Source organism: Komagataeibacter xylinus (assembly GCF_031081985.1).
In the GTDB taxonomy this organism is placed as follows: Bacteria; Pseudomonadota; Alphaproteobacteria; order Acetobacterales; family Acetobacteraceae; genus Komagataeibacter; species Komagataeibacter xylinus_E.
Genome location: NZ_JARWSK010000001.1, coordinates 138,306 through 163,679, shown reverse-complemented (window position 1 = coordinate 163,679; position 25,374 = coordinate 138,306). Strand labels below are relative to the sequence as shown.

General features: G+C 65.0%; 18 protein-coding genes. 14 read left to right on the top strand and 4 right to left on the bottom strand.

The annotated features are described in order from the left end of the window. Window positions 1-358 precede the first annotated feature (358 nt). The 9 genes from QEG70_RS00760 to QEG70_RS00720 all read left to right on the top strand — a co-directional run bounded on the left by QEG70_RS00760 (window position 359) and on the right by QEG70_RS00720 (window position 13,998). Window positions 359-8,914 (top strand): GH36-type glycosyl hydrolase domain-containing protein, encoded by an 8,556-nt coding sequence (locus QEG70_RS00760; RefSeq protein ID WP_308718882.1) that lies wholly within the window; start codon window positions 359-361, stop codon window positions 8,912-8,914. A 154-nt stretch (window positions 8,915-9,068) separates the two neighbouring features. Then, a complete protein-coding gene (locus QEG70_RS00755) occupies window positions 9,069-9,326 on the top strand; it encodes a hypothetical protein (RefSeq protein WP_308718881.1) in 258 nt (85 codons plus the stop codon). A 147-nt stretch (window positions 9,327-9,473) separates the two neighbouring features. After that, window positions 9,474-9,842 carry a hypothetical protein gene (locus tag QEG70_RS00750; RefSeq protein ID WP_308718880.1) on the top strand — a complete coding sequence of 123 codons (369 nt, stop codon included), beginning with the start codon at window positions 9,474-9,476 and terminating at the stop codon, window positions 9,840-9,842. A 214-nt stretch (window positions 9,843-10,056) separates the two neighbouring features. Beyond that, window positions 10,057-10,221, top strand: coding sequence for a hypothetical protein (locus QEG70_RS00745; protein ID WP_308718879.1), 165 nt, complete (start codon window positions 10,057-10,059; stop codon window positions 10,219-10,221). Window positions 10,222-10,399: 178 nt separating this feature from the next. Continuing rightward, window positions 10,400-10,942, top strand: a complete 543-nt coding sequence (locus QEG70_RS00740; RefSeq protein WP_374762521.1) for a DJ-1/PfpI family protein — start codon at window positions 10,400-10,402, stop codon at window positions 10,940-10,942. 15 nt (window positions 10,943-10,957) lie between these two features. Next, window positions 10,958-11,728 carry a hypothetical protein gene (locus QEG70_RS00735; RefSeq protein ID WP_308718878.1) on the top strand — a complete coding sequence of 257 codons (771 nt, stop codon included), beginning with the start codon at window positions 10,958-10,960 and terminating at the stop codon, window positions 11,726-11,728. Between the two features lie 223 nt (window positions 11,729-11,951). Next, window positions 11,952-12,269, top strand: coding sequence for a hypothetical protein (locus QEG70_RS00730; protein ID WP_308718877.1), 318 nt, complete (start codon window positions 11,952-11,954; stop codon window positions 12,267-12,269). Beyond that, window positions 12,269-13,726: a PepSY-associated TM helix domain-containing protein gene (locus tag QEG70_RS00725; protein WP_308718876.1), complete on the top strand. Its 1,458-nt coding sequence runs from the start codon at window positions 12,269-12,271 to the stop codon at window positions 13,724-13,726. The genes QEG70_RS00730 and QEG70_RS00725 overlap by 1 nt, the downstream gene beginning before the upstream one ends. Further along, window positions 13,723-13,998: a hypothetical protein gene (locus QEG70_RS00720; protein WP_308718875.1), complete on the top strand. Its 276-nt coding sequence runs from the start codon at window positions 13,723-13,725 to the stop codon at window positions 13,996-13,998. The genes QEG70_RS00725 and QEG70_RS00720 overlap by 4 nt, the downstream gene beginning before the upstream one ends. 61 nt (window positions 13,999-14,059) lie before the next feature. On the opposite strand, the gene QEG70_RS00715 is transcribed toward QEG70_RS00720, so the two are convergent. Together QEG70_RS00715 and QEG70_RS00710 are read right to left on the bottom strand one after the other, a co-directional pair. Continuing rightward, window positions 14,060-14,497 carry a hypothetical protein gene (locus tag QEG70_RS00715; protein WP_308718874.1) on the bottom strand — a complete coding sequence of 146 codons (438 nt, stop codon included), beginning with the start codon at window positions 14,495-14,497 and terminating at the stop codon, window positions 14,060-14,062. Between the two features lie 258 nt (window positions 14,498-14,755). Continuing rightward, complete coding sequence (locus tag QEG70_RS00710; RefSeq protein ID WP_308718873.1) at window positions 14,756-14,971, bottom strand: hypothetical protein; 216 nt, start codon at window positions 14,969-14,971, stop codon at window positions 14,756-14,758. Window positions 14,972-15,238: 267 nt separating this feature from the next. On the opposite strand from QEG70_RS00710, the gene QEG70_RS00705 reads away from it, so the two are divergent. From QEG70_RS00705 to QEG70_RS00685, 5 genes are read left to right on the top strand one after another with little or no spacing between them, the layout of a single operon-like run. Beyond that, on the top strand, window positions 15,239-17,641 hold the full coding sequence (locus QEG70_RS00705; protein WP_308718872.1) for a TonB-dependent receptor plug domain-containing protein: 2,403 nt from the start codon (window positions 15,239-15,241) through the stop codon (window positions 17,639-17,641). 14 nt (window positions 17,642-17,655) lie between these two features. Further along, window positions 17,656-19,305 (top strand): TIGR04028 family ABC transporter substrate-binding protein, encoded by a 1,650-nt coding sequence (locus QEG70_RS00700; protein WP_308718871.1) that lies wholly within the window; start codon window positions 17,656-17,658, stop codon window positions 19,303-19,305. 15 nt (window positions 19,306-19,320) lie between these two features. After that, window positions 19,321-20,268 carry an ABC transporter permease gene (locus tag QEG70_RS00695; protein ID WP_308718870.1) on the top strand — a complete coding sequence of 316 codons (948 nt, stop codon included), beginning with the start codon at window positions 19,321-19,323 and terminating at the stop codon, window positions 20,266-20,268. Further along, complete coding sequence (locus QEG70_RS00690; RefSeq protein WP_308718869.1) at window positions 20,265-21,089, top strand: ABC transporter permease; 825 nt, start codon at window positions 20,265-20,267, stop codon at window positions 21,087-21,089. Before QEG70_RS00695 ends, QEG70_RS00690 begins: the two co-directional genes overlap by 4 nt. Next, window positions 21,086-22,714 carry an ABC transporter ATP-binding protein gene (locus QEG70_RS00685; RefSeq protein ID WP_308718868.1) on the top strand — a complete coding sequence of 543 codons (1,629 nt, stop codon included), beginning with the start codon at window positions 21,086-21,088 and terminating at the stop codon, window positions 22,712-22,714. The genes QEG70_RS00690 and QEG70_RS00685 overlap by 4 nt, the downstream gene beginning before the upstream one ends. A gap of 135 nt (window positions 22,715-22,849) precedes the next feature. Here QEG70_RS00685 and QEG70_RS00680 read toward each other — a convergent pair whose 3' ends face one another. After that, complete coding sequence (locus tag QEG70_RS00680) at window positions 22,850-23,833, bottom strand: LysR family transcriptional regulator (RefSeq protein WP_308718867.1); 984 nt, start codon at window positions 23,831-23,833, stop codon at window positions 22,850-22,852. A 59-nt stretch (window positions 23,834-23,892) separates the two neighbouring features. Further along, on the bottom strand, window positions 23,893-25,368 hold the full coding sequence (locus tag QEG70_RS00675; RefSeq protein WP_308718866.1) for an NAD(P)/FAD-dependent oxidoreductase: 1,476 nt from the start codon (window positions 25,366-25,368) through the stop codon (window positions 23,893-23,895). Between the last annotated feature and the right edge of the window lie 6 nt (window positions 25,369-25,374).

Genomic DNA, 25,374 nt, shown 5'->3' with positions numbered 1-25,374 from the left:
ATGAAACGGTGCCGCACGGTGCCCGTTCATGCCATGCAGGCCGCCCTTGTGCGCGGCACCCCTGCACCACCCTTTACATGTAGCCACCCGCTCCAGACAAAGGAGAACAGCCGATGGATGCATCCCGCACCCGCCCGGCACAAGGCCCGGACAAGCCCGTGGTCCAGCCCCCATCCGTCACACTGGCGCCCACACGGCCCGGTACGCCACCAGCGCAGGCCCGGTCCGGCCTGTGGCACCGTCTTGCCAACCCGGCGCAACAGCCCCCGGTGCAACAACCAAGGAAAAGCCTTTTCCGTAAATAAAAACACGCGAGCGCGTGGCGGTTGCCTGCCACGCGCTCCGGCTGGAGCATGACATGAACGCCACCACACGCCCCTCTCGACCCGGTGGTGCGTTGCGCTCCTGGCTGGCGCGCCTGCCCCGATGGACCGCCCGGCCAGCATGGCAGGAGGATGCCACACCCATCAGAAGCGAGATTTTTGGCCCCGAACGGCTCGAAGCCCATGCCAGAAGCCTGGCCGTCGCCCAGACCATAACCCCTGACCCACGCGGGTACGGGCAGCCCCTGGCACGCAGGCTGGCGCAGAACGGCGCCTTCCTGCGCGCGGCGGATGCCCGCATTGCCGAGGCCATGCAGGCGGGCAGGCAACTGACCCCCGCCGCCCAGTGGCTGGCCGATAACTACGCGCTGATCGACATGCAGATCCGCGAGACGGACCTTGACCTGCCGCCGGGCTACTACGCGCGCCTGCCCAAGCTGGCGGGCGGCCCGTTTGCGGGCCTGCCACGCGTGTTTGGCGTGACATGGGCGCTCGTGGCGCACACTGACAGCAATATCCAGCCCGCCATGCTCTATGCCTACCTGCTGGCCTACCAGAGTGTCACGCCACTGAACATTGGCGAACTGTGGGCCGTATCCATCACGCTGCGCATCGTACTGATCGAGAACCTGCGCCGGGTCACGGGCGCGATCATGGCCAACAATGCCAGCAGGCGCGAAGCCGACGCCCTTGCCGACCAGCTTGCCGCCTGCCGCAAGGATACGCCCGCCACCCTGTCCGCACTGCTTGCCTCGGTGGCGCCACACACGCTCACCCATGCCTTTACCGCCCAGCTTGTCCACCGCTCACGCGGGCTGGACCCGGAAAAGGATCCTGCCCTGATCTGGCTGGCGCAGCGCCTGGCCGACCGGGGCACCACAATGGACAACGCGGTGCATGACGACCTGCTGGAGCAGGGCTCGTTCAACGCCACCATCCGCAACATCATTACCAGCCTGCGCCTGATCGCGGGATTTGACTGGACCGACGCCTTCGAGCGGGTCTGCCTCGTCAACCGGGTTTTGGGGGCCTATGACAGCTTCAGCAGGGCTGATTTTGCCAGTCGCGACCTGTACCGCAAGGCCATCGAGGAACTAGCCCACGGCAGCGAACTGGGCGAAATCGCCATAGCCGAACGCGCGGTAGCCCTGGCCCGGCAGGCCGGGGAAGCAACACCCGATGACCCCCGCCGCGCCGACCCCGGCTATTACCTGCTCATGGCCGGAAGGGCGCAGCTTGAGCACGCCATCGGCTTTCGCCCCACCGCAAGGCTCACCCTGGTGCGGGCGTTCTGCGCACGGGGCATCATGGCCTACAGCGCAGTCGTCACCACGCTGACGCTCCTGTTCCTCGCCCTGCCACTGTGGTTGTGCGATGCCGCCATGGGGGGCGCTTCATGGCTGCTGGCGGCCCTTGCCTTCGTGCCCGCATCCGAGGCGGCGGTCGCGTGCGTGAACCGCCTGGCGCTCGAGGTCATACAGGCCACCGCCCTGCCGGGGCTTGAGTTCAGGGAGGGGATTCCGTCCACGCAACGCAGCATGGTGGTCGTGCCCGCCCTGCTCACCACGCCCGCCACCGTAGCCGCCCTGCTGGCCCGCCTTGAGGTGCATTACCTTGCCACGCGTGATGACGAAGTGCATTTCGCCCTCCTGTCCGACTGGCCCGACACCCCTACCCCGAACGCGCCCGATGACCAGCCCCTGCTGGCGGCAGCACTGGCGGGCGTGGCGAAACTCAACCACAAATATGGCCCTGCCCCGGGTGGCACGCGCTTTTTCGTGCTGCACCGCAGGCGGGTCTGGGTGGAGAGCGAACAGGTCTGGATGGGCTGGGAGCGCAAGCGCGGCAAGCTGCACGAACTCAACTGCCTGCTGCGCGGCGCGACCGACACCACCTTCATGCCAGCAGCACACCCCCTGCCACAGGCCATACAATACGTCATCACGCTTGATGCCGACACGCGCCTGCCGCTTGACACCGTGCGCCGGCTGATCGGCAAGATCGCCCACCCGCTCAATGCCCCGCGCTTCGACCCCGTATCGGGCCGGGTGCATGAAGGCTATGCCATCCTCCAGCCACGGGTAACGCCTGCCCTGCCGGTCGGCCACCACAGCACGCTGTTCCAGCGCATCTATGCCAGTGCGAGCGGCATAGACGCCTATTCCGCCGCCGTGTCCGACCTGTACCAGGACATGTTTGGCGAAGGGTCATACGCAGGCAAGGGCATATACGACATCGATGCCTTCGAGGCGGCCCTTGCACGGCGCGTGCCGGACTCAACACTGCTCAGCCATGACCTGTTCGAGGGCATATTCGCCCGCGCAGGACTGGCATCCGACATCGAGGTGGTGGAGGATTTTCCCACCGACTACCTTGTCGCCGCCCAGCGCCTGCATCGCTGGACACGCGGCGACTGGCAGCTTCTGCCATGGGTCATGTCGGGCGCGGGCCGCACGCCACGCAGCCATGTATCAGGCATCGCACGGTGGAAGATGCTCGACAACCTGCGCCGCACGCTCAGCATGCCGCTGGCAACTGCCGCACTGGTGGGGGCATGGTTCCTGCCTTTTCATGTGGCCCTTGCCTGGACCGCCTTCATGCTGCTGGCCATCGCCCTGCCCGCCTTCCTGCCCGTGCTGGCCGATTTCGTGCCCCGGCGGGAATGGATCACGCTGCGCAGCTATTTCAGCGTGCTCGGCGCTGCCAGCGCCGAGGCGGGGGTGATGACCTTCCTCAACATCACCTTCCTTGCCCACCAGGCATGGTTCATGGCCGATGCGATCGGGCGCACGATGGTGCGCGTGTTCATAACGAGGCGGCACATGCTGCAATGGGTGCCGGCCGACCAGTTGACCGACCGCATGCGCCCCGGCCTTGCGGGGTATTACGGGCATATGCTGTCCGGGCCGGTTCTGGCAGGTGGCATCACGCTTGCCACATGCCTGTGGGCGCCGTGGAGCCTGTTCATGTGCGTGCCGGTGGCGGTGCTGTGGGGGCTTTCGCCCGCCATTGCCATGTGGGCCAGCCGCACGCCGGTCATTGCCGCGCGCTCGCGCCCCTCGCGCACCGATATCCGCGCCCTGCGCATGACCGCGCGGCGCACATGGCGCTTTTTCGAGACCTATGTCACCCCCGCCGACAACATGCTGCCCCCTGACAATTTTCAGGAAGACCCTGCCCCTCTCCTGGCGCGCCGCACCTCGCCCACCAATATCGGCCTCTACCTGCTATGCACCATCAGCGCGCGTGACTTTGGCTGGACCGGACTGGCCGATACCGTAGCCCGGCTGGAGGCGACCTTCGCCACCCTGGCGCGCATGCCGCGCTACCGGGGGCATTTTTACAACTGGTATGCAACCGATGACCTGCGCCCGCTTGACCCTGCCTATGTGTCGAGCGTGGATAGCGGCAACATGGCCGGTCACCTCATCGCGCTGGCCAGCGCGTGCCAGCGCTGGGCTGAACGCGGGCCGGAAACCGACCCGTGGCGCGCGGGCATGACCGATGCGCTCAACATCGCCATGGCCGATCTCACCTTCAGCAATGGCGCGCGCCGCAACCATAGCGCCCCCGAACGGCAGTTGCTGCGCCTGCTCACGGGGCTGAAAAACGCCATCCTGTCCGACACAGCAGCCCGATCGACCGCCGAACTCACCCGCCTGCGCCGCCAGGCGCAGGCCACGGTCGATCATGCTGCCGTGCTGTACAGCAACCTGCCCGACACCGCGCCTGACAGTGCAGCCGACCCGCTGTTCTGGATCGCGGCGCCCCTGCGCACGCTGGAGAGCCACGCGCGCGACCTTGACCAAGGCCTGCACGCAACCCTTGCCCCGCGCCTTGTCGCCCTCGCGCAGGCGGCGCGGCACATGGCGCAGGAGATGGATTTCAGGTTCCTGTGCGACCCGGCGCGCAAGCTGCTCTCGATCGGCTACCTCGTGGCGGAGGACACGCAGGATACAAACTGCTACGACCTGCTGGCCTCGGAGGCGCGGCTGGCGGTGTTTTTCGCCATCGCCAAGGGCGACATGCCCGCCCAGGACTGGTTCCGCCTTGGCCGCTCCATCACGCCGGTGGGCAACGGGGCGGCGCTGGTGTTGTGGTCGGGGTCGATGTTTGAATATCTCATGCCCTCGCTGGTCATGCGCGCGCCCATGGGCAGCCTGCTCGAGCAGACCAATACGCTGATCGTGCAGCGCCAGATCGCCTACGGGCAGGCGCGCGGCCTGCCATGGGGCATATCGGAATCCGCCTATAACGTGCGTGATCTGGAATATACCTACCAGTATTCCAACTTTGGCGTGCCGGGGCTGGGGCTCAAGCGCGGGCTGGGGCTTGACCGGGTCGTGGCCCCCTACGCCACGGCGCTTGCCGCCATGGTCGACCCGCAAAAGGCGGTGGCCAACCTGTACGTGCTGGAAAAAACCGGCGCGCTGGGCCGGTACGGGTTTTATGAATCCCTCGACTACACGCCCGGCCGCGTGCCGGACCGCAGCCCTGTCGCCATCATCCGGGCCTATATGGCGCACCATCAGGGCATGTCGATCCTTGCAGTGGCCGATACACTCATGGGCGGCATCATGCGCACGCGCTTTCATGATGATCCGCTCATGGCCTCGGCCGAACTGCTGCTGCAGGAACGTGCACCGCGCAGGGGCGCCGTAGCCCGCCCCCTGCCACTCGAAGATGACAGCAAGGCTCCCGCCCCACCCGTTACAACGCCCGCGGGCCGTTACCTTGACCGGGCCGACACGGTGCAGCCGGTCACCCACCTGCTTTCCAACGGACGGTACACGGTCATGCTCACGGCGGCAGGCTCAGGCTACAGCCGCTGGCTCGACCATGCCGTCACGCGCTGGCGCGAGGACGTGACATGCGATGAATACGGCCAGTACATCTACCTGCGCGACCGGGGCACGGGCCGGGTATGGTCGGCCACGGCACAGCCCTGTGCAGCACAGCCGGATGAATATGGCGTGGCCTTTCATGAAGATCGCGCCGAGTTCGCCCGCCGCGACGCCAACCTGACCACGACGCTGGAAATACTGGTCTCCGCCGAGGATGACGCCGAGACCCGCCAGCTTTCACTCTACAACGCAGGCAGCGAGACGATGGAGATCGAGGTCACCAGCTACAGCGAACTGGCCCTGCTGGGGCAGAACGCGGACCTGGCGCACCCGGCCTTCACCAAACTGTTCGTGCAGACCGAATACCTGCCTGAAGCCCGCGCGCTGATCGCCACCCGCCGCAGGCGCGCGCCCGAGGAAGCCGGGATATGGGTGGCGCAGATGGTAGTGTGCGACAGCGCGGTCGAGGTGGAAACCGACCGCGCCCGCTTTATCGGCCGCCGCCACGATGTGCATGACCCTGCCGCCTTGAATGCGCATGCGCGCCTGTCGGGTGCGACCGGCACGGTGCTCGACCCGGCCTTTGCCATCCGCACCACGCTCTCCATCCGCCCCGGCGCGGTGGCCCGCCTCACGGTGTGGACCATGGCCGCCCCCACCCGCGCCGCCCTGCTGGACATGATCGACACCCATCAGGATGCCACGGCCTTCACGCGCGTGCGCACGCTGGCCTGGACGCAGGCACAGGTGCAGTTGCGCCATCTCGACATCAGCCCCGCCACGGCGGACCTGTTCCAGCGCCTTGCCGCCCACATCCTTTACGCAGGCCCCGCCCTGCGGGCCGATGCCACGACCATTGCCCGCGGCGCCGGGCCGCAGCCACTGCTGTGGGGGCAGGGCATTTCAGGCGACCTGCCGCTGCTCGTGCTGCGCATCAGGGCCGCCGATGACACGGCTGTGGTGCGTCACCTGCTCGTGGCGCAGGAATATCTGCGCCTCAAGCAGGTGGCGGTGGATCTTGTCATTCTCAACGAACATCCATCCTCCTACATGCAGGACCTGCAGGTAGCACTCGACCAGATGGTGCATGCCACACTGCGCACGGCCAGCACGGCGGGTTCGGTGCGCGTGCTGCGTGCCGATCTCGTCGCGCCCGTGGTGCTGGACCTGATCCTGTCGGTCGCGCGCGTGGTGCTGGTGGCAGGCCAGGGGCTGGCCGAACAGCTTGACCGCGCCGATGGTGCGCAGGCACGCCCCGGCCTTCCCGCGCGCGCCATGCCGCGCCAGCCCGCCACCGCCTTTGCCGTGCCGCCCGTGCCCGCGCTTGAATTCTTCAACGGGCATGGCGGATTTGCACAGGACGGGCGCGAATACGTGATCGTGCTTGCCCCCGGCCAGACCACGCCCGCGCCGTGGGTCAACATCATCACCAACGAGACATTCGGCTTTCAGGTCACGGCGGAAGGCAGCGGCCATACCTGGTGGGGCAACAGCCGCGAGCACCAGCTTACGCCGTGGTCGAACGACCCGGTCAGCGACCATTGCGGCGAGATCATCTACCTGCGCGACGAGAACAGCGGCACGCTGTGGTGCCCGAGTGCCGCGACACGGCGCGACGCGGCGGCAACCTACGTCACCCGCCACGGACGTGGCTACACATGCCAGGACCGTGTGGCCCACGGCATTGCCAGCACGCTGTTGCAGTACGTGCCACCCACGGACCCGGTCAAGATCACGCGCATACAGTTGCGCAACCTCTCCGCCCAGCCGCGCACCCTGTCGGTTACGGCCTATGTGGAATGGGTGCTTGGCCCCGCGCGCAGCAAGGCCGCACCCTTCATCCTGACCGAACGCGATGGCGAGACGGGTGCGCTGTTCGCGCGCAATCGCTGGCAGGCGGAATATGCAGGCCGGGTCGCGTTTGTTGATATGGGCGGCTACCTCAGTGCCAGTTCAGGCGATCGCACGGCCTTCATCGGACGCAACGGCAGCGTGGAAAACCCAGCCGCCTTCACCCGCCCCAACGGCGTGCAGGGCCGCACAGGCGCGGGGCTGGACCCGTGTGGCGTGGTGCAGACCATGGCCACCGTGCCACCGGGAGGCCGTGTGGAGATCGTCTTTTTGCTCGGTGAAGGGGAAAACGAGGCCGACGCCCGCCGCCTCATCACCCACTACCGCACGGCCAACCTTGATGCCGTGCTTGAAGCCGCAACCAGCGCGTGGGAGCAGGTGACCGGCTCCATACAGGTCAGTACGCCCGACCGCGCGCTCGACATCATGCTCAATGGCTGGCTGCTGTACCAGACCCTAGCCAGCCGGGTGTGGGCGCGGGCGGGCTTCTATCAGGCCAGCGGGGCCTACGGCTTTCGCGACCAGTTGCAAGATGGCATGGCGCTGGCGCTGTGCCGCCCCGCAGCCGTGCGCGCCCACCTTTTGCGCGCGGCCAGCCGCCAGTTCGTGGAGGGCGACGTGCAGCACTGGTGGCTGCCGCTGACCGGCGCGGGCGTGCGCACCCATATCTCCGATGACCGGGCCTGGCTGGCCCATACGGTGGCGCATTATGTCAGCACGACGGGCGACGGCGGGGTGCTTGACGAGATCATCCCCTTCCTCGAAGCGCCGCCCCTGCCGCTGGAAGAACATGACCGCTTCATGGTCCCGGCGGTCTCATCGCAAACGGGCACGCTGTTCGAGCACTGTGCCCGCGCGCTCGATCAGGCGCTGGCCACGGGCGCGCACGGCCTGCCGCTGATGGGCACGGGTGACTGGAACGACGGCATGAACCGCGTGGGCGAGCATGGCCGGGGTGAGAGCGTGTGGCTGGGCTGGTTCCTGCACGCAGCCCTAGGCAGCTTCATTCCGCTGGCGCGCAGCCGGGGCGAGCACGCCCGCGCGCAGGCGTGGGAGGCGCACAGGCAGGCCCTCGCCACCGCACTCGAGGCCACTTGGGATGGCGACTGGTACCTGCGCGCCTATTTTGATGACGGCACGCCACTAGGGTCACATACCAGCGCGGAATGCCAGATTGATGCCATATCACAGTCATGGTCGGTGCTGTCTGGCGTCGGTGCGCCTGACCGGGTGGCCCACGCCATGCGCTCGGTGCGTAAGTTGCTGGTACGCGCCGATGAAGGACTGGTGCTGGTGCTTGCCCCGCCTTTTGACACCATCGGCCCGGATCCGGGCTATATTCGTGGCTACCCGCCGGGCATACGCGAAAATGGCGGCCAGTACACCCATGCCGCCCTGTGGACTGTCATGGCCTTCGCAGCCCTGGGCGACGGGGCGCAGGCGCATGCCCTGCTGCACATCATCAACCCCATCAACCACAGCCTGACCCCCGAGGCCGCCGGACGCTACCGGCTGGAACCCTATGTTGTCGCAGCCGACGTCTATTCCCGCCCGCCGCATGTGGGGCGCGGTGGCTGGTCGTGGTACACCGGCTCAGCCGGGTGGATGCAGCGCGTGGGCGTGGAAAGCCTGCTTGGCCTGCGCGTGCTGGGCACGACGCTGGTCGTTAACCCATGCATTCCGCCCGGATGGCCCGAATTCACGGCGCGGCTGCGCTGGCGCACCGCAACCTATGCCATAACGGTCAGCAACCCCGCGCATGTCAGCACGGGCGTGCGCCATGTCGTGCTTGATGGCGCGGACCTGCCCGCCACCGACCCGATCGGGATGGTGGATGATGGCGTGACCCATATCGTGGCCGTGACCCTCGGGCCACCACCGCAGGCCGCGACATGATGCAGGGGCTGGTTGCAGGCGCAGCGGCATCACTTATTAATTTACCACCACCCGCGCAAAAGGCCCGAACCATCCCGCCCGTGTGCCGTTGACTGACTGACAGCAGGACACGATGCAGTTGTGACTGTTGCCTTTTCCATAAAGGACAGGGATCATGTCTTACCTTACGCACCAGCACGCGCGTGGTGGCGCTGCGCCTTCAACCCCCGTGGATGAAGGCCGCGCCGCCCCGAAAGCTGAAGGGCACGGCAAGCCCCGCAAGGGCGAGGACGAGCCGGAATCCAGCCTCGACAACGACGAGCGGGTCGAAGCCACCAGCCACAAGGGCACGCAGCAGCACTGCGCCGAAGGCTGCGATGAACACGCCCGCCCCGAAGGCCAGCCCGACGCGACACCCGCCAGGAAACCCTGACGGCAACCGGGCAACCCTTACAGTATTCACGCCCACATTCAGGCCACGCATAAGTATTCACACGGCAGACGGGTGCATGCTGCAACCCTTGCCTCGTGTCATGCCTTCAATGCGTGGTGCATCCCCTCAATGAAAGAAGACACAACCATGAAAAAGATTCTGCAGTTCACCTTGCTTGCAGGCGTCGTGGCAAGTGTACCTGCCCTTGCCGTAGCCCAGTCATCTGCCATGCCCAGCGAGCAGCCGGCGCCCACAGCCAATTCAGCGGCCTCGCAGGTGGGGCGCAATCCGCCCTCGGCCACCTCCACAAACGGCCAGCGCGTCGAACCGTCGGACAAGCTGTGGAACAACCCGCGCACCGTGGGCGAACAGCCCGGCACGCAGCCACCGGACAATAATGATTCCTCTGGCAGCGCCACCCCGCATGGCCACAGCCATACTCACCCCGGATCGGAGGGGCGCAGCAGCCGCGGTGGCAACAAGACCCCCTCACCCGCCGATAGCAGCGAACAGTAAACCATGCAGCCGCACGGAACCTGCGCCCGATACCGCGCGGTTCCGTGCCTTATGTGAGAACAGGCATGTATATCCCCTGTGGCCAGCCCCCCATGCCCCCACCAGGTCCACCCCCGCCATTGCGTGACCCGCCGCCAGCAGGGCCAGACGGTCCGGACCCGTTTGATGATCCGCCGCCCCCATCACCGCCACTTCAGCGCAAGGATGCATGATCATGTCCAGCAACCCCGACCCCAAGGAAGAAAAAAAGCCCACCCCCGCCGAGGAACATGAAGACGAGGGCCGCGACGAAGCGCTTGACGAGAGCTTTCCGGCCAGCGATCCGCCATCGCAGGGGCGCACCACCGGGCCACGCTCGCAGCCGCATGATACGAAGTGACCCATCACCCTTATCTGGAATGATAACACCCATCAAAAGGGTGCCTGAAAGTAAAATCATTCATAGCAAATGATAAAAGTTTTCGGGTGCCGCCTTTTTCCAAAAAGGCGGCGTTCTTTTGAAGCTTTTTGAAAAGGGCTTCACCAAGACCCTGTTTTACAGCACACGGAGAACAGCCATGGCCATCCATGCATCCGGCGCGATGTCAGCCTCATCCACCCACAATTCGAGCCCGCAGGCCCCTGCTGCCCATGGCACGCTGGCCGGACGCCGCATTGCCTTCCTGGCCACCAATGGCGTGGAAGAGGTGGAACTGAGCGAACCGGCGGCGGCCCTGCGCGCGGCAGGCGCCCACACGGTGCTTGTTGCACCCGAAGCGGGTGAAATCCAGGCCATGAAGGCAGATGTAAACCCCACCCGGCGGCTGCATGTGGACATGCCGGTCAGCTTCGTGCGGGCCTTCGTGCAGGCGGACAAACCGATTGCCGCCATCTGCCACGGCGCGTGGACGCTGATCAACGCCGAGGGCGTGCGCGGGCATACGCTCACCTCATGGCCCTCGCTGCGCGTGGACCTGACCAATGCAGGCGCGCACTGGGTAGACCGCGACGTGGTGCGCGATGGCATGCTGGTCACGTCGCGCAATCCGCATGACCTCAAGGCTTTCTGTCCGGCCATCATCGCCCTGTTTGCCAAAGCCCCTCACCGCGCGGCGCCGTAAAGGAAGGGCAGCCCGATGATGAAGAACCTGACTTTTCTGCGCTATTACGCCACCACCATGCTCTGCGCGGGCGCTGCCACGCTGGGGGCCGGTTTTGTTGCCTGGTGGCGCGGGCGCAAGGTTGCAGCCGATGCGCCCATGGCCACGGCGCATGCATCCCCGCCAGCCTCCCACCCCGAACCGCATGAGCAAGCTCCCGCCGAGACCGACACGACACGGCAGGTCGCACGCAAGATGATCCAGTATTTTGTGATTCCGCTGTGGCTGACAGCGGGTCTGACCGACTGGTGGTGCCACCGCCGCACGGATATCGAGCACACGACCGGACTGAAGGAAACCGGCATCCATCTGCTTATGCTCGGCGAGGCCGCCTTCCCCGTGCTGGCGGGCCTGTTCCTGGAAATTGACGCGCCCGTGCTGTCGCTGATGATCGCCTCGTTTTTCGTGCATGAAGCGACGGCGATGTGGGATGTAAGCTACGCCGTAACCCGGCGCGAGGTGCAGCCGGTGGAGCAGCATGTACACAGCTTCCTCGAAATGGTGCCACTGCTGGCCGTTGCGCTGATAGCCGTGCTGCACTGGCCGCAGCTGCAGGCGCTGCTGGGGCGCAAGGTGATCCGCTCCCACCCCATCCGCCTCAAGCGCATGCCACTGGGCCTGCGCTACGCCCTGGGCGCACTCGGGGCCATGGCCGTGTTTGAAGTGCTGCCCTATTGCGAGGAAGCCCTGCGCGACTGGAAAGCCAATCCCGGTCGCCTCACGCCCCCTGCAGGGCAGCCGGCGTAAATTACAGCTAGGCCCCGGACTTATGAGAAAATTTGTTCTATAACGCTTCGCCAGACGCCGCCTTTTTGAAAAAAGGCGGCACCCAAAAACTTTTATCTTTAATTCGATCAGGGCAACTTCACGGCCTTGGGCACCTGCATGCTGAACAGAGCGGGAGCGGGAAAATATCGCTTCCGGGGGCTTCGCAGGGCGGGACATTGTGTGGCATAGGCATAATATGCAAATGCGTCGCATTAATGAACCTGTTCCTCGCACAAGGCCCTCTGACCGGCTTGCGCACACCACACGCCTCAACCGCAACAGGGTGGCCTGCGCCGTGGTGGCCTGCCTGCTGGCCTATGGCGTTGCCCGCCTGCTGGTGGCCGGTATTGCCGCAGGTTCTACCACGACAGACCGCGTCCATCTGGGCCAGATGATCGCGCTTTTTGGCCTGCCGGTCATGGTGGTGTTCGGCTTTGGCGCATGGAAACGGCATGCGGGGTTGCTGATGGTGGGGACCTGTGGCGGCCTTGCCGCGAGCCTGATCCTGTTTGCAGCCTGATGCGCGAGACCCTGCGCACCCGCCTTGGCTGGCTGCACGGCTGGTTTGGCTATGGGGCCGGGCTGGTGCTGACCTGCATCTTCGCCACTGGCAGCGTGGCGGTGTTCAATATGGAAATCACGCGCTGGATGCAGCCGGAAGTGCGCCTGAGCGCTCCTGTGCCACCCAGCCCCCCGGCGCTGGATGCGGCGGCACATCTGGTCGCGGCCGGGCAGGCCCGTGGCGTATCGGCCTTTATCGCCCTGCCCTCGGCCCGCTCGCCCACGCTGGACGTGCTGCATTATAACGGCCATGAATTTGTTGGCACGCGGCTCGACCCGGCCACGGGCACGGTCATACCGGCACGGGTTACGGCAGGGGGCGGGCTGTTCTATAATTTCCACCACACCCTGTTCCTTGGCCCGCAGGCGGGCACGATTATTGTCAATATTGCCGGAATGATCCTTCTGGTTGCCATTATATCCGGCGTTGTCATTCATCTTCACGCGCTGGTGCCTGATATTATCCTGCTGCGCCTGTCCGCGGCCCGGCTGCGGGCATGGCTTGATGCGCATCTGCTGATGGGCGTGCTGTTCCTGCCCTTCATGGTCATGATGGCCTATACGGGCGTGCTGGTTAAGGCGGACATGATCGTGCCTGTGGCGCCACGCCCCGCCGCGCGGTCTGTGCAGGTGCCCGCACTCCCCCCTGCCCCGATACCGGACATGACGCGGGTGCAACTGGCCCCCCTGCTGGCCCAGGCGCGCGCGAGCCTGGCGGGGCAGGAACCGGGTTTCATCCTTTTTGCCCCACAGCGCGTATCCATCTTTGCAGGTGATGCCAGCAGCGCGTTCCTGACCCGTGACCATGCCGATTTCAGCCTGCCCGAAGGCCGTCCCCTCCCGGTTGATGCAACCGCCACCTCCATTGCCCGCACCATGCAGTTGATGCACGGGCTGCATTATGCCCGTTTTGCCCCGCCGGGTTTGCGGTGGCTGTATTTCCTGTCCGGCCTGTGTGGCACTGCCGTCATGGCTAGCGGGCTTGTGCTGTTCGTGATGAAGCGCCGCTGCCATGCAGGCCACAGATGGGCGCACCGGCTGGCTGATGGGCTGAACGTAACGGTTATTGCCGGGCTGCCCGCCTCCATGCTGGCTTTTCTGGAAGGCAACCGGCTTTTACCCGCCAGCCTGACCGGGCGTGAAGACTGGGAAACGGGAATTTTCTTTACGGTATGGGCGCTATGTGCGTCGCATGCCCTTTTTAATGCCCTGCGGGTACAGGCACACCACGCATGGCGGGTGCAGCTTGGCCTTGTCGGGCTGCTCGGCACAAGCCTGCCGGTACTTGACCTGCTTTGCAGCCCCGCCGCGTTCCATGCGCTGCCGGGGCTGCACATGGCGGTGGATGGCATGGGATCAGTTGCCGCAATCGTGGCGCTTTACGCCCGGCACCGGCTGGGGCGGCAGGGCGCATGACCTTCGTGCTTCTTCTCGCGCTGTGGCTGGGAGCTTTCATGAATCATGCTGCCCTGTGGCCCGCACGCTATGGCCTGCCGGCTCCCGGCCCCACAGGCCAGCGCCTTGCCCGCATGCTGCGGCTGGGGCTGCCCACCGGGGCGCTGGGGCTGGCCGTGGGCGTTCAGGGGCCAGTTACGGGGCTGCTTTCATGGTTTGCCGCCCTGTCATTTGCCGGGCTTCTGGCGGCCAGCCTCCTTGCCCTGAGAGGCAGGATGGCCAACCGCCCGTAAGAGACGAGAAACAGACGATGTTTACGCGCGAAGGCTTTTTTTCAGGAAGCCTCAGCCGGACTTACCAGCCGCCCCACCCCCAGCCACCGACATAACCACCATACGGGTAGTAATAGCCGGGATAGCCATATCCATACCCGTATCCTTCATACGGATAGGGCGGCGGTCCGTACCAGCCGGGGCCACGATCCCAGCCGCCGCCCCAACCGCCGCGATCCCAGCCCCCACGATCCCAGCCACCACCGCGCGGGCCACCACCCGGACCACCATGCGGGCCGCCGTGGAAACCGCCGCCACCGGGACCACCAAAACCCGGGCCACCGCCGTGGCCGCCCGGTCCACCGCCAAATCCGCCGCCATGGCCCCCGCCGGGCCCTCCACCGGGGCCACCACCACCGGGGCCGTGCTGGGCATGCGCCATGGATGAACCCGCTACGGGTGCCAGCGCGAGGGCCATCGCAACAAAGGCCACGGTCCATGATTTTGTACGAGTCATCATCCTTACTCCTTATGTTGCCATCGTGCTGGCCCGACACGACAAAACAATGGCGGATTGTCACAGTCCTGTATCAGTACTCCGCCAAAGGCCGGGTGCAGGCATGCCGCACCTGCATGACCCGCCGCGTTACGCCGCACGACCATCCGCCACGCTTACCCTCGCACACTCCCCCCTGAACACAAAGGCAGGCCGGAAGCCGAATTTTTCCATTGGCCCCACCCGGTAGACGCCCCTCCCGTTTACGGCCTTGCGATATAATTAACGATTCCAATAGTAAAATTGTTCCACCTGCTGATCCATGCCCATGGCGACCATGAAAATCTGATTCAAAACGAAACAAGCGAACGCAATCACCCCTTGCCCGTTAAGAAGGATACAGGCTGAATCGGTAAACGGCGCCATGATGGCTACACAGCCATCATGCACCTTTACAATACCATTCAAGGCTGGTGATGGTCCGGGCCGCCGGGTCATCCCGCCCGGCTTTCTGGCTGCCGGGCTTTTTTATTTCAGCAATGTGGCGCGGGCGCAGGGTGGCATGGTTGCCGGGGTGGGTGTGTCTATTATGCACACCGGGCATCATAAATAACGTAATTACACGGTAAAAACATATTTGCGCGTTGACCGGGTTATTTTTCGTGAATTATACACAAATTAATGTTGTGGAATTAATATAGCACGACAGCGAACAGGACTCTGCACCAGGCCCGCAGTCGGGCTTCAGTCTAGGAAAGACGCAGGATGAACACGCACACAAGGCCGGTACGGCTCTCGAAAATTGTCCTTCTGACCGGTGTGGTCTCCGTGTCCTGCTCCCCTGTCTGCGCCTGGGCCGATCCGGCGGTCGAACGCATCACCACCACCAAGGATGTAGGCGATGTCTCGCCCGCCTTCCGCACTTCCACCCCGCGCCACAGCACCACGCGGGTGGCGATTGTGACGGGGGCCGACCTGCTCAAGACCGGGCAGACAAACGTGATCGCGGCACTCCAGCAGTCCTCGCCCGAGATCAATGCCCCTCCGGGTGGTGGTGGCGGCGGTTATTCCACCACCCCTACCCAGACCGTCATCCTGCGCAACCTCAACGCGGATGAAACGCTCGTGCTCGTCAATGGCGTGCGCCGCCATGCCAGCGCGATTGGCAACTGGAACTATGGCCCCGCCCAGGGCACGGAACCGGCTGACCTGAGCCTGATCCCGCTCAGCGCGATCGACCATGTGGAAATCGTGACCGAGGGCGCCACCGCGCTGTACGGGCAGGACGCCATTGGCGGCGCGATCAACATCGTACTCAAGGCGGGCAACCGCAATGGCGGCACCGCCAACATCCAGAACAGCGGCTATTACAGGGGTGATGGCCAGGGCGTTACCGCCTATGGCGACCTTGAGCGCCAGCTTGGCAACAAGGGTGGCGGCATGGACCTGGCCTGGCAGGTGCAGAACCAGCTCCCCACCCACCGCGATGGCATCAACCCCACGCTCGGCGATGTCAACCGCATCGAGGGCCTGAGCCGCTCGCTGGCCGAACTGTTCAGCTTCAACGCGCACATGCCCATCAGCCGCTCGGTCGAGGCCTATGGCACCGCCACCCTCGCCCATCGCAGCACCGACCGCATCGGCTTCATTCGCGGGGCAACCAACATCAACAACGTGCCATCGCTCCACCCCAACGGGTTCGAGCCGATCGAAACGTTCGATGAAATGGATTTTCAAGTCAATGGCGGCCTGCGCGGCACCATGCCCGCGGGCGTTGCGTGGAACACCTATGCCTCGTTCGGGCGCGAACAGGTCAATGAGGGCGTGTATGACGACAACAACCCCACCTTTGGCGCGCTGAGCCAGACCAGCTTCAACCAGGGCAAGATCGTCAATGCGGAGCTGATTGGCGGCGCCAAGTTCTCCAAGCGCTTTTCAAGCCGCGCGCTGCCCAAGCCCGCCGTGCTCGACTGGGGGCTGGAATACCGGCACGATACCTACCAGATCGGCGCGGGCGACTACCAGTCATGGGCCACGGGGCCAGATTATAACGGCAGCAACTCGCCGGGTGCGACCGGCTATAACGGCTTTCAGCCCAGCAATGCAGGCAACTGGTCGCGTGACATTTTCGATGGCCATGTGGGGCTGGACATTTTCGTCACCCGCAAATGGGAATGGACGATCGGCGGCCATGTGGTGAACTATTCCGACACCACCACCGCCCCCACCGGCTCGATCGGCACGCGCTACAACTTTACCAAGAACTTCTCGATCCATGCCAACGTCAATACCGGCTACCGGCCGCCCACGCTGGGCGCGATCCATTACGACGCCACGAGTTCGGGGCCGGGCTATACCACCGTCAACCTGTCACAGACCAACGATGTCGCGCGCCTGCTCGGCTCGCACAACCCCAAGGGCGAATACTCGCGCAGCTACAGCATCGGGCTGGACTGGAAGCCGGTGCGCGACCTTCAGCTTTCGGTTGATGGCTACCGCATCGACATCAATGACCGTATCGAGAGCACCAGCGCCTTTTCCGGCACGGTCATGGCCAACTACCTCTCGGCCCATGGCGTGGGCGACAACATTACCTATGCCAGCTACATGACCAATGTGGGCAACACCACCACCAACGGCTTTACGGCCAAGATCAGCTACAAATTCCCCATCAAGCCCTCTTACGGTGTGCTGATCGGCTCCGTGCAGGCCAATGCGGCCGATACGGAAATGACCCATTACGCCTCCACGCCCGCCATCCTGACCACGCTGGGGCAGACCTACTTCTCCAAGGCGGCCGAGACGGAACTGCTGCGTTCCTCGCCCAAGAACAAGGAATCCTTCTCGCTCAACTGGAGCAAGGGACGCTACAGCGTGTTTGTGCAGGAGCAGCGCTACGCCGGGGTGGCGTGGCTGGTTTACCAGAGCGATCCGGGCGCCTACTGGACCCATGTGCGCCCGCAGGTGATAACAAACCTTGAAGCCTCGGCGCGGGTGGGCCATGGTTTTGTCATCACGCTGGGGGCCAACAACCTGTTCAACAAATACCCAACCCGCACCAACAAACAGGCGCTGAAGGAAAGCAGTGGCGTGTTTGCCTACCCCATGACCGCGCCTGGCGGGTATGAGGGTGGTTATTACTACGCCCGCCTTGGATACACGTTCTGACTGGCCCGCACCGCATGCCTCATCCGTTTCGTGCTGTCATACCCCTGTCGCGGCCAGTACTTGCGCTGGCCGCGTGCCTGGCTTTTCAGGCCCCTGCCCCCGCGCGGGCAACCGATGCCGCCACTCCCGGCGGCACGCTGCTCTACCTGGAAAAACAGCCCCATAAAAACCTCTACCCTCCCGCTGGCGGCTTCTACCCCAATGGCGGCATCCTGGCCCAGATCACGGACCGGCTGACATGGCAGAACACCGACACGCTTAAAATCGAGCCATGGATCGCAACCGCGTGGAGCGTGAATGAAAACAGCACTATCTTTACCTTCACGCTGCGCCCCGGCGTCACCTTCTCTGACGGCACGCCGGTTGATGCGGCGGCCGTAGCCCTCAATTACGATACATTTGGCAAGGGCAACCGCACGCTGCACCTGCCGCCTTCCGAGGTCATCAACAATTACGAACGCAGCGAGGTCATCGACCCGCTGACGGTACGCTTTTACTTCAGCAAACCTTCGCCCGGCTTTCTGCAGGGCACGTCGGTCATTGGTTCGGGTCTGGTCTCGCCCGCAAGCCTGCGCCGCCCGCTTGATGAATGGGGCGACGCGCGGCATGTGATCGGCTCCGGGCCGTTCGTGGTGCGCGACGAGGTGCCGGGCAAGTCGGTCGACCTGGTCACGCGCGCCGATTATGCATGGGGGCCTGACCAGCTTGCCCCGCAGGGGCCAAGCCGGCTGGCGGGCGTGCGCATCATCGTGGTGCCTGAAGACAGCATCCGCATCGGCGCCTTCATTGCAGGCCAGGCCGACTTCGCCCGCGCGGTCGAAGCCTATGATGAAGAGCAGATCACCCGGCATGGCGATACGATCTACGCCGCCTCCACCCGTGGGGTGAACAACAGCGTGGTCTTCCGCCCCGACAACCCGCTGGTGGCCGACCCGCGCGTGCGCCTTGCCCTGCTGCACGCCACCGACCGGCCCGACATCCTGCGCACGCTCTATTCCCCCCATTACCCGCTGGCGCGCTCGGTCATTGCTGCTGACGCGCAGGGTTTTGTCGACCATGCTGCCGACCTGACCTATGACCCCGCCCTTGCCGCCCGCCTGCTCGATGAGGCCGGATGGACGCTTGATGGCGATGGCTGGCGGCGGCGCAATGGGGTGGCCCTTGCGCTGGCCGTGCATGAGGCCCTGCCCCAGCCGCAGAGCCGGAGCATGCTGGTGCTGCTGGCCCAGCAATGGCGCAAGGCAGGCGTGCGGCTGACCATCCTGTCAGGCAGCCCGGCCATGACGGTGCTCGACAACCTCAACCCTGCCGTAACCCCCCTGTTCCATGCCGAGGTGGGCCGCGCCGACCCCGATGTGATCAAGAGCGCGTTCTACCCCACCAACCGCAACGTGCTTCTGCAAAAAGGCGGCCAGAGCCGCCATGTGGAACACTTTGTCGACCCCGAACTCAACGGGCTGCTCGACGAAGTCGCCTCCGACACTGATCCCGCCACGCGCCTTGCCGACCTCGCCCGCGTGCAGGCCGATATTCTGGCCAAAGGCTACAGTATTCCCATATTCGAGGAGCCACAGGTCTATGCGGGGTCGGCCCGCGTGCATGACATGCGTTTCGAGGCCGTGGGGCGGCCTGTTTTCTACCGCACCTGGCTGGCAAGGCCGTAGGATGAGGCGCCACCCATGATACGTTACATTCTCTCCCGCGCGGCCCAGGCGCTGCTGGTGCTGTGGGGGGCGTTCACGCTCTCGTTCGTGCTGTTGCAGGTCATGCCGGGCGATGCCGTGCTGATCAAGTTCCAGGACCCCGAACTCGGCCTGAGCCCGCAGCAGATCAGCGATATACGCGCAAGCTATGGCGCTGATGAATCCGCCTTCGTGCAATATGCCCATGTGCTGGGCCGCACGCTGGCAGGCCAGCTTGGCTATTCCATCGAGACCGGGGTGCCGGTCAGCCGCATGCTGCATGCCGCCTACCCCACCACGCTGCGCCTTGCGGTGGTGAGCTTTGGCGGCGCGATCATGCTGGCAGCCGCTTTTGCCACCGCCGCCCTGCTTGCGCCCCTGCGCCCCCTGCGCGCGGCCCTGCGGCTGGTGCCGGGGCTGGCGAGCGGCATTCCCGTCTTCTGGCTCGAGATCGTGGCAATCCAGCTTGTCTCGTTTCACTGGAAGCTGGTGCCGGTGGTGGGCGTTTCTGGCTGGGCAGCGGCGGTGCTGCCGGGGCTGGCGCTGGCCATTCCCATTTCGGCGCCACTGACGCAGGTGTTCCTGAGCGCGGCAGAGCGGGTCATGGCCCAGCCCTTCATTGACGTGCTGCGCGCGCGTGGCGCCTCGCCGCTGCGCATTCTTTATGCCCACGTGCTGCCCAACGCACTGCCACCCACGCTCACCATAAGCGGACTGGTGTTTGGCGAGATCTTGGCCGGCGCCGTGGTGACCGAGACCGTATTCGGCCTGGACGGGCTGGGGCAACTGGCCCAGCAGGCCGTGGCCAATCAGGACGTGGCGGTGCTGCAGGCTATCATCCTCATTTCGGTGGCGGGGTTCGTGGTCATCAACTTCACCGTTGATGCGCTCCATCCGCTGATCGACCCGCGCATCCGCCGCACGCAGGCAGGAGGGGCTGCATGAACACGGCCCTTGCCCGGTGGCGCCAGCGCCATGACGTGACACTGCCGCGCCTGCTTGGCGTGCTGCCCGTGCTTATGCTGGTGCTCGTGGCACTCTGCCCCGGCCTGTTCACCCCGCTTGACCCGCTGGCCGGCCAGACGGATGAGCGGCTCATGGCACCGTCAGCCACGCACTGGTTTGGCACGGACCAGTTCGGGCGCGATGTGTTCTCGCGCATCATGCATGGCAGTTTCTCCACCCTTTCCGCCGCCATGCTGGCCGTGGCGATCAGCCTGCTGGTGGCCATTCCACTGGGGCTTGCGGCGGGGCTGGGCGGGCGCAGGCTGTCGGGCGCCATCCTTGCGGGGGCGGACATGGTGCTGGCCATCCCCGAGCTTTTCCTCTCGCTCAGCATCATCACCCTGATCGGGCCGGGGGCTACGCATGTGGCCTTTGCCGTGGGCATAAGCCAGGTGGCAGGCTTTACGCGCATGATCCGCACCGAGGTGGTGCGCGTGCGCGCGACCGAATATGTGGAGGCAGCCTTCGGCATCGGCTCCACCTTCTGGCAGGTGGTGTGGCGCCATATCGTGCCCAACAGCCTTGCGCCCGCGCTGTCGCTTGCCACGCTGCGGCTGGGCACGGCCATCCTTGCCATATCGACCATCTGCTTTCTGGGCTACGGGCCATCGCCGCCTACGCCGGAATGGGGGCTGATGATTACCGAAGGCCGCAACTACCTTGCAACCGCCTGGTGGCTGACCACCTTCCCCGGCCTTGCCATCATCTTCTCCGCATGGGCGGCAACGCTGCTGTCACGCGCCATAAGGATGGACCCATGAACGCTGCTCTCCCCCAGCTCAGCATCCGTGACCTTGATGTGGTGTATGAAAGCCGGGGCAGCGCGCACCACGCGCTCAAGGGGGTCTCGCTGGAGGTCCGCGCGGGCGAGATGCTGGCATTGGTGGGTGAATCCGGCTCGGGCAAGTCAACGCTGGGCCGCGCCATACTGGGCCTGCTGCCTGAAAGTGCCCACATCCAGCGCGGCTCGATCAAGGTAGGCGATACCGAAATCGTGGGCCTGCCCGAGCGCGCGCTGCGCCGCATCCGTGGGGCGCGGGTGGCGCTCATTCCGCAGGACCCGGCCCATTCGCTCGACCCTGTGCGCACCATCGGCGCCCAGCTTGTCGAGGCGGTGCACCTGCATGAACCCCGCAGCAATATCGCCACAACGCGGCGCATGCTGGTGGGCCTGCTTGAGCGCGTGGGCATAAAGGAGCCGGAGCGGCGGCTGCACCAGTACCCGCATGAACTCTCGGGCGGCATGCGCCAGCGCGTGCTGATTGCCGCCGCCATTGCCCAGCGTCCCGCCCTGATCGTGGCCGATGAGCCCACCAGCGCGCTCGATGTATCGGTGCAGGTGCAAATCATGGCGCTGCTGGCCGAACTGCGCCACGAAATGGGCACGGCCATGCTGTTCATCACCCACGATCTGGGCCTGGCCAGCGAGCAGGCCGACCGCGTGGCCGTGCTGCAACATGGCACGCTGTGCGAAACCGGCGAGACGAAAGCCCTGTTCGCCAACCCGCGCACGCCCTACACCCGCCGCCTGCTGGCCGACCTGCCCCTGTTCCATGAAGCCCGCGCGCCCCGCCGCGCGGAAGGCCCGCGTGAGGATGCGATTGTCGTCTCGCACCTGACCTATGCCTACAAGGGTGCTGGCGGCAGGCCGGGGCACAAGGCGGTGCGCGATATTTCCTTTAACGTAGTGGCCGGGCAGACGCATGGCATCGTAGGCGAGTCCGGCTCGGGCAAGACCACGCTGCTGCGCTGCCTGCTGGGGCTGATTACGCCTGATAGTGGGTCAGTGCATATTCTGGGCGAGAACCCGGCACGGGTTGAAGGCGCCACCCGGCGCGCGCTGCGCCGCGCGGTGCAGTTTGTCTACCAGAACCCACATGTCTCGTTCGACCCCCGCAACCGGGCCGCTGACATTCTGGCCGAACCCCTTATCAATGCGGGCCTGCGCGACCGCAGCGTGCGCGCAGAACGGGTCCGGGCCATGCTGGAGCGGGTGCAGCTACCGCCTGCCGTGCTGGAGCGCAGGGCAGCCAATATGTCTGGCGGACAGAGCCAGCGCCTGGCCATTGCGCGCGCGCTGTTGTGCGACCCGAAGATCCTGATTCTGGATGAAGTAGTCTCGGCACTAGACGTATCGGTGCAGGCCGAAATCCTGACCCTGCTCGAAACACTGCAACGCCAGCTTGACCTGACCTATGTGTTCGTATCGCACGATCTGGCCGTGGTGCGGCGCATTGCCGACACCGTCTCGATCATCCGCGCGGGCGAGCAGGTCGAACATGGCCCGACCGAGACCGTCTTCTCCACCCCGCATGATGACTACACCAAGCGCCTGCTTGCAGCGATACCGGGCCGCGACCTGATACGCCCGGCCGTGCTGGCGTGAAAGAAGACCCGATAAAAGTTTTTGGTGAAGCTTTTTTCAAAAAGCTTTGAAGAACGCCACCTTTTTGAAAAAAAGGCAGCACCCAAAAAACTTTTATCATTTTTCATCAATGCATTGGTTTCAAACAGTGCTTTATCAGGCGTCCTCAACAGGCTCCGTGCCGTAAAGCGCGCTTTCAATCAGGTCCGCACTTTCGTGCGTGTAGCGCCTCAGGTCGGGCATGAGGCTGCGGGCGGCGTCCTCCACTGCGCGCGACAGGGCCTCGAGCGCGGGTGATGGGGTCAGGCCCGTCGGTGTGACCACGCCAAAAAAGAATGGCAGGTTTACATCCAGCGGGCGTATGGCCAGGTCAGGCTGGTCGAACGCAGCCGCCGTAACGGGATCGACAATGCCAACACCAAGCCCGGCCCGTGCCAGCCCCATCAAGACCATGGCCATGTTGGAATCCATGATGGTGGCAGGCGTCCAGCCCATCTGCGCAAAGGCGCGTTCGATCGTGTTGCGTATCCTGAACGGGTTGGCCAGCGTGAGCAGCCTGCTTTCGGCCAGGTCATGCAGGCTGACACGCGCATTGGCAGCCAGCGGGTCATCCGCCCGCATGACCGCGACACAGGGCGCCATGCCGATCCATTGCAGGGTTACGCCGGGGTGGTTGAACGGAAAACTGACCAGCCCGAATGTCGCATCCCGGCGGCCCACGGCACGCACCACTTCATCCGCCGGAATGCTGCGCACATGCACCTCACGCGGCAGGGTGCCCTGTTTCAGGCAGCCGAGCGCGCGCGGCAGCAGGCCCGCCGCAAGTGCCGGAATGGCGCAGATATGCAGGGAATTTTCCACATCATGGGCAATGGCATGCACATTCTCGCGCAGGCGCTGCACGCCGCCGAGCAGGGCCAGCGCCTCGGGCTGGAACCGCAGCGCCTGCTCGGTGGGGGTAATGCGCGGCCCGTTGCGGTGAAACAGCGTAAACCCCAGCCCGGCCTCAAGGTCCTGGATCATGCGCGTGACCATGGATTGCGACCGGCCCACCAGGCGCGCGCCCCCCGTCATGCTGCCCGTGGCCATAACGGCGCAGAAGGCCTCAAGCTGTCTCAGATCGGGAAGGGCTGCATCCATGTCCATCATGCTACCCACCCACGATCATGCCAGCAAACGCAAACGCGGCAGGGCTCCCCTCACCCTATCGCAGGGAGCGGACTGTCATGCCATTCATCGCCCCTGAGTTCGGGCGTGTCGAACGCCACGAGGTTGGCATAATGGGTTTCGCGGTCCTCAACGAACAGGGCGCGGGTGATGTGGCGCGCAAGGCGCTCGGCCCCGTCGCTGATGGCGGGAATATCGCCACTGACTTTGCCGTGTGACAGCGTGGCGGGGAAGCAGAAGCAGTGCACGTATTTCAGCCACGGGCACGAACCGGGTACTTTCTCCAAAAACTCGAACCCCGGCCCGAGATCGGGCGAGGTTGCCAGTTCCGCGCTGACATGGCCCGAGGGCATGTCCTGCGCGGCAGGCGTAAAGCGGTCTTTCCACAACCGGATATGCGGCGCCATGGCTGCAAGTTCAGGCCGGCGGGACAGATCGGCGCAGAAGCCGGTGGCGGCGATGATGAAATCGGTTTCCATCACGCCGCGCGGGGTATGCAGGCGCACGGCATTGCCCGCCACCTCAATCCGGTCGATGGGACACGACAGATGGAAGAATGCATTAGGGTGGCTTGATACCCGCAGCACGCTTGGCCGTGGCGGCGGGGTCTGGGCATCGAGCACCGTATCCATGAAGCGCCATTTCCACCCGTCAGGCAGGCCGACAAAACCCTGCACCACGCCCATGCTGCCAATGCCGGTGAATTTGTTGACGGCAGGCAGGGTTGCGCGCCGTATGACCATATCCACCCGCGCAGCCCCCGCCTCGAGCGCCGTGGCGGCGTTATCCATGGCGGAAGCACCCGCACCCACCACCACCACCCGGCGGTTCTTCAGGGCTTCAAAATCAATCGGATCGGCTGAATGGCGCCAGTAATCACGCGGCAGGCCGGCAATGACCGGCGGCACGTAGCTGCCGCCCAGCCCGTCACGCCCCGTGGCCAGAACCAGATGGCGGCACAGAAGGGTTTCGGTTACGCCATCCTGCACCACCGTCAGCGCCAGCACGCCATCAGCCGCGCGGGCCACATTGGTCAGGGTAACGCCATTGCGCACCGGCAGGTCGAGCACATGGCGCAGCCACTCCAGATAGGCCATCCATGTCTGGCGGGGGATCTTGTCCAGCCCATCCCACGCGACCGTGCCAAAACGCGCTTCATACCACGCGCGAAAGGTCAGGCCCGGCAGCCCCATGCACGGGCCGGACAGCGTCTTGGGCGAGCGCAGCGTAGTCATGCGGGCATAGGTAACCCACGGCCCCTCCTGCCCTGCGGGTGCCTGGTCAAGCACGACATGGTTGAGCAGCCCGTAGCGCCTGAGATAACCCGATGCCGTAAGCCCCGCCATGCCGCCACCGACCACGACCACGTCGAGCACATGCCGCCCGTCCACGCTGCGTTCGGGCACCCACGAGCGGGTGGGCAGGTCCAGCCAGGCCACATCCTGCCGCACGCGGCTTTCCAGCGCTGCAAGACCGCCGGGAATTTCGGGTGGCTGAGAAAACGTCATTGATCG

What these genes read in the sequence shown, in the direction of transcription:
- QEG70_RS00730 (WP_308718877.1), top strand. Translation starts at nt 11,952, where the DNA reads ATGCGTCGCATTAATGAACCTGTTCCTCGCACAAGGCCCTCTGACCGG.
- QEG70_RS00725 (WP_308718876.1), top strand. Translation starts at nt 12,269, where the DNA reads ATGCGCGAGACCCTGCGCACCCGCCTTGGCTGGCTGCACGGCTGGTTT.
- QEG70_RS00685 (WP_308718868.1), top strand. Translation starts at nt 21,086, where the DNA reads ATGAACGCTGCTCTCCCCCAGCTCAGCATCCGTGACCTTGATGTGGTG.
- QEG70_RS00680 (WP_308718867.1), bottom strand. Translation starts at nt 23,833, where the DNA reads ATGGATGCAGCCCTTCCCGATCTGAGACAGCTTGAGGCCTTCTGCGCC.
- QEG70_RS00695 (WP_308718870.1), top strand. Translation starts at nt 19,321, where the DNA reads ATGATACGTTACATTCTCTCCCGCGCGGCCCAGGCGCTGCTGGTGCTG.
- QEG70_RS00700 (WP_308718871.1), top strand. Translation starts at nt 17,656, where the DNA reads ATGCCTCATCCGTTTCGTGCTGTCATACCCCTGTCGCGGCCAGTACTT.
- QEG70_RS00755 (WP_308718881.1), top strand. Translation starts at nt 9,069, where the DNA reads ATGTCTTACCTTACGCACCAGCACGCGCGTGGTGGCGCTGCGCCTTCA.
- QEG70_RS00715 (WP_308718874.1), bottom strand. Translation starts at nt 14,497, where the DNA reads ATGATGACTCGTACAAAATCATGGACCGTGGCCTTTGTTGCGATGGCC.
- QEG70_RS00710 (WP_308718873.1), bottom strand. Translation starts at nt 14,971, where the DNA reads ATGACCCGGCGGCCCGGACCATCACCAGCCTTGAATGGTATTGTAAAG.
- QEG70_RS00705 (WP_308718872.1), top strand. Translation starts at nt 15,239, where the DNA reads ATGAACACGCACACAAGGCCGGTACGGCTCTCGAAAATTGTCCTTCTG.
- QEG70_RS00675 (WP_308718866.1), bottom strand. Translation starts at nt 25,368, where the DNA reads ATGACGTTTTCTCAGCCACCCGAAATTCCCGGCGGTCTTGCAGCGCTG.
- QEG70_RS00690 (WP_308718869.1), top strand. Translation starts at nt 20,265, where the DNA reads ATGAACACGGCCCTTGCCCGGTGGCGCCAGCGCCATGACGTGACACTG.
- QEG70_RS00720 (WP_308718875.1), top strand. Translation starts at nt 13,723, where the DNA reads ATGACCTTCGTGCTTCTTCTCGCGCTGTGGCTGGGAGCTTTCATGAAT.
- QEG70_RS00740 (WP_374762521.1), top strand. Translation starts at nt 10,400, where the DNA reads ATGGCCATCCATGCATCCGGCGCGATGTCAGCCTCATCCACCCACAAT.
- QEG70_RS00735 (WP_308718878.1), top strand. Translation starts at nt 10,958, where the DNA reads ATGATGAAGAACCTGACTTTTCTGCGCTATTACGCCACCACCATGCTC.
- QEG70_RS00760 (WP_308718882.1), top strand. Translation starts at nt 359, where the DNA reads ATGAACGCCACCACACGCCCCTCTCGACCCGGTGGTGCGTTGCGCTCC.
- QEG70_RS00745 (WP_308718879.1), top strand. Translation starts at nt 10,057, where the DNA reads ATGTCCAGCAACCCCGACCCCAAGGAAGAAAAAAAGCCCACCCCCGCC.
- QEG70_RS00750 (WP_308718880.1), top strand. Translation starts at nt 9,474, where the DNA reads ATGAAAAAGATTCTGCAGTTCACCTTGCTTGCAGGCGTCGTGGCAAGT.